General features: G+C 56.8%; 3 protein-coding genes and 1 pseudogene. 1 reads left to right on the forward strand and 3 read right to left on the reverse strand.

Annotated features, from left to right (window positions below; genetic code table 11):
* The 3 genes from EOS_RS48635 to EOS_RS41355 all read right to left on the reverse strand — a co-directional run.
* Window positions 1-147, reverse strand: a 147-nt coding sequence (locus EOS_RS48635) for a TadE/TadG family type IV pilus assembly protein (RefSeq protein ID WP_047898030.1), incomplete at its 3' end; no start/stop codon positions are given.
* A gap of 119 nt (window positions 148-266) precedes the next feature.
* Window positions 267-815, reverse strand: a complete 549-nt coding sequence (locus tag EOS_RS41350; RefSeq protein ID WP_047898031.1) for a prepilin peptidase — start codon at window positions 813-815, stop codon at window positions 267-269.
* A gap of 225 nt (window positions 816-1,040) precedes the next feature.
* On the reverse strand, window positions 1,041-1,202 hold the full coding sequence (locus EOS_RS41355; protein ID WP_047898032.1) for a Flp family type IVb pilin: 162 nt from the start codon (window positions 1,200-1,202) through the stop codon (window positions 1,041-1,043).
* An 870-nt stretch (window positions 1,203-2,072) separates the two neighbouring features.
* On the opposite strand from EOS_RS41355, the pseudogene EOS_RS46805 reads away from it, so the two are divergent.
* Window positions 2,073-2,366 (forward strand): annotated as a pseudogene (locus tag EOS_RS46805) (collagen-like triple helix repeat-containing protein); the annotation flags it as partial.

Consider the following 2,366-nt stretch of genomic DNA (forward strand, 5'->3'; position numbering starts at 1 on the left):
GCCGGTCTGGTAACGCAGCGCCGCGCGCGCGCCTTCCGATGCAGCCAGCGTGAGCGATTGCTGCGCGACGAAGATCATGCTGTAGGTAACGATCGCGTAGAACACGAGGAAAAATAGCGGAAACACGATGGCGAATTCCACCGCCATGCTGCCGCGCTGCGCCCGGCGTCGAGCGTTCAATGAAGTATGACGCGCGAGAGCATGCGTGTGATCACACTGATGTACGTTGGGCGAGTCGCGTCGCGCGGATCCTGATCTGAGCGGAATCATCGCGCGGCCTCGAGAACCTGCAGCGTCAGGCTACCTATTGCGGACATTGCGAGCAACGCGGCATACGGTGTTGCCCGGCGGCCTCCGACGACAAAGGTATGACGGACCGGTCCTGCGGCGCCGCTCCCGGCAATGTCGTGAGCATCGCTAACATAAGTATCGACGCTCGCAGCGGTCTTGCGCTTCAGCTCGATCACCGCCGACGCAATCAAATACAGCGCGTGGATACCGGCGGCAATGCTTGCCACGATCCATAGCCCGGGTAACGCGTGAACACCGCACCATGCGCCGAGCGTGGCGAACACCTTGACGTCTGCGGCGCCCATCAAGCCAAGCAGATAGAACGGCAAGAGCAGGATCAGCCCGGCTATCAGACCGAGCGCGGCATCGGATAAGTCGATGTGAAAGGGGGAATGGCCGCTCGCGACCAGCGCGCAAGCCACCGCCAGTCCCGCGATAACGAGCCAGTTGGGTATACGGCGCAACCGGCAATCGAATAAGACGACCGCGAGTGCCCAGCTAATGAATAACGCGGCGTTAATCATGATTTGGACTCGCTTCGGCCAGGCAAACTAATCCCGCCGGCTGCTCTTTAAAGCAGTCGATTAGAAAAGCCCGGCGTCACGTCTGCGCACAGCAGATCCCCTGCGTGTGATGCGGATTAACGCGCGACACGCAGTGATCAGCTATACCGGTGAATAAGCCGGTATAGACAACAATTGCTACGCAAGAAAAATGTGACGCTTGATGCCCGGCGGCGCGAAGCTCTTTTAGAGCGCAGTCACAATAGCCGTAAACACGGTCTGCAGCTTTGTCACAACGCCACCTACCGATGCCGCGAGTGCGACCGCGATAAGGCCGGCAATAATTGCGTATTCGATGGCAGTGACACCGCGTTCGTCTTTGACGAAGCTCTTGATGAAGTTAGACATGACGCTTTCCCTCGGATATTTTTAATGGCCGTGTAGCAAGTGATCCGGCATTCTTCTGGGTCGCCGCAAGCAGGTTCTCTCTTCCCCGCGGGCTAGGCTCCACATGCCTGGTTGCGCGTCATTACGCGCGATTTCACTTGCCGCTTCTCTCAGATTCTAGATATGTAGTCGATGGTGCCTCCATCTGTCAGGATTTCAAATGATGCATCCCTGAAACGATTTATAGCCGAACGGTATCTCGAAATCAACGGGTAACACGCAATAATTTCATCGGTTCTTACCCTTGATCGGTAAGGTTTGTGCCGTAACAACACTTGCTACTCAAACGCTTACCTATACCTGTCAGTTTTTGTCGCATCGATCAAACGACTTGAACGGCTAACTATCTAGTTAACGGTCGCTGTCTCATTAACTTTATAAATTTCTATCTGGTACATCCGCTCTAGCCATTTCGCGCTATTCGCCGGCCCAACGCCCCCTTCATATTAGTAATCGTTCGCACTACCGTGAAGGGTTGAATGCGTGGGGGCGTACACGAGATAAAGCGTGATTGCGTTCGATTACGCGTGATCGAGCGGGTATTAAGTGTCGGATGCGTAGTGGGATAAGTGCTTGGATCAGCCACGCGCGTTACGCCGTGATGCGTAACGACCTCGACCGCACGTTACGTTACGTGGCGCCTCAACACAGCTTCAGCGCATCTGGCTCCGCTCTTGCGATCTCCCGTAAAGCCAGGCCAGGCCTTGTACCGTCTGGTTAACCCAGTGTGCATTCCAAACCGTTCGTGCTCCTCCATACAAATGGCACGCGTCCTGCAATTAGACGATGGCAATTCAAAAAGCAAAAAACTAAATACCATCCGAGGGCGTTATGAACACTATCCACATCCAAAGCGGCGCATTGCGCGTCACCATCCTCACCGCAGCTATCGCGACCATGCTGGCCCTTGGCGCTTGCGGCGGTTCAGGCTCAACCAGCAAGCAATTAGGCAGCGCAGGATCCGGAGCGATACCGACAAGCGGCGGCGGCACCAGCAGCTCCGGTAGCGGCAGCGGCGGGACGACAGCAGGCGGAGGCACGGGATCGGGCGGTATGGGATCGGGCGGAACAGGAACAGGCGACGGAACGCTCGCAGCCGGCGGCACCAGTGGTGGCGGATCGGGC

The sequence above is a fragment of the Caballeronia mineralivorans PML1(12) genome (assembly GCF_001028175.1).
Classification (GTDB): domain Bacteria; phylum Pseudomonadota; class Gammaproteobacteria; order Burkholderiales; family Burkholderiaceae; genus Caballeronia; species Caballeronia mineralivorans.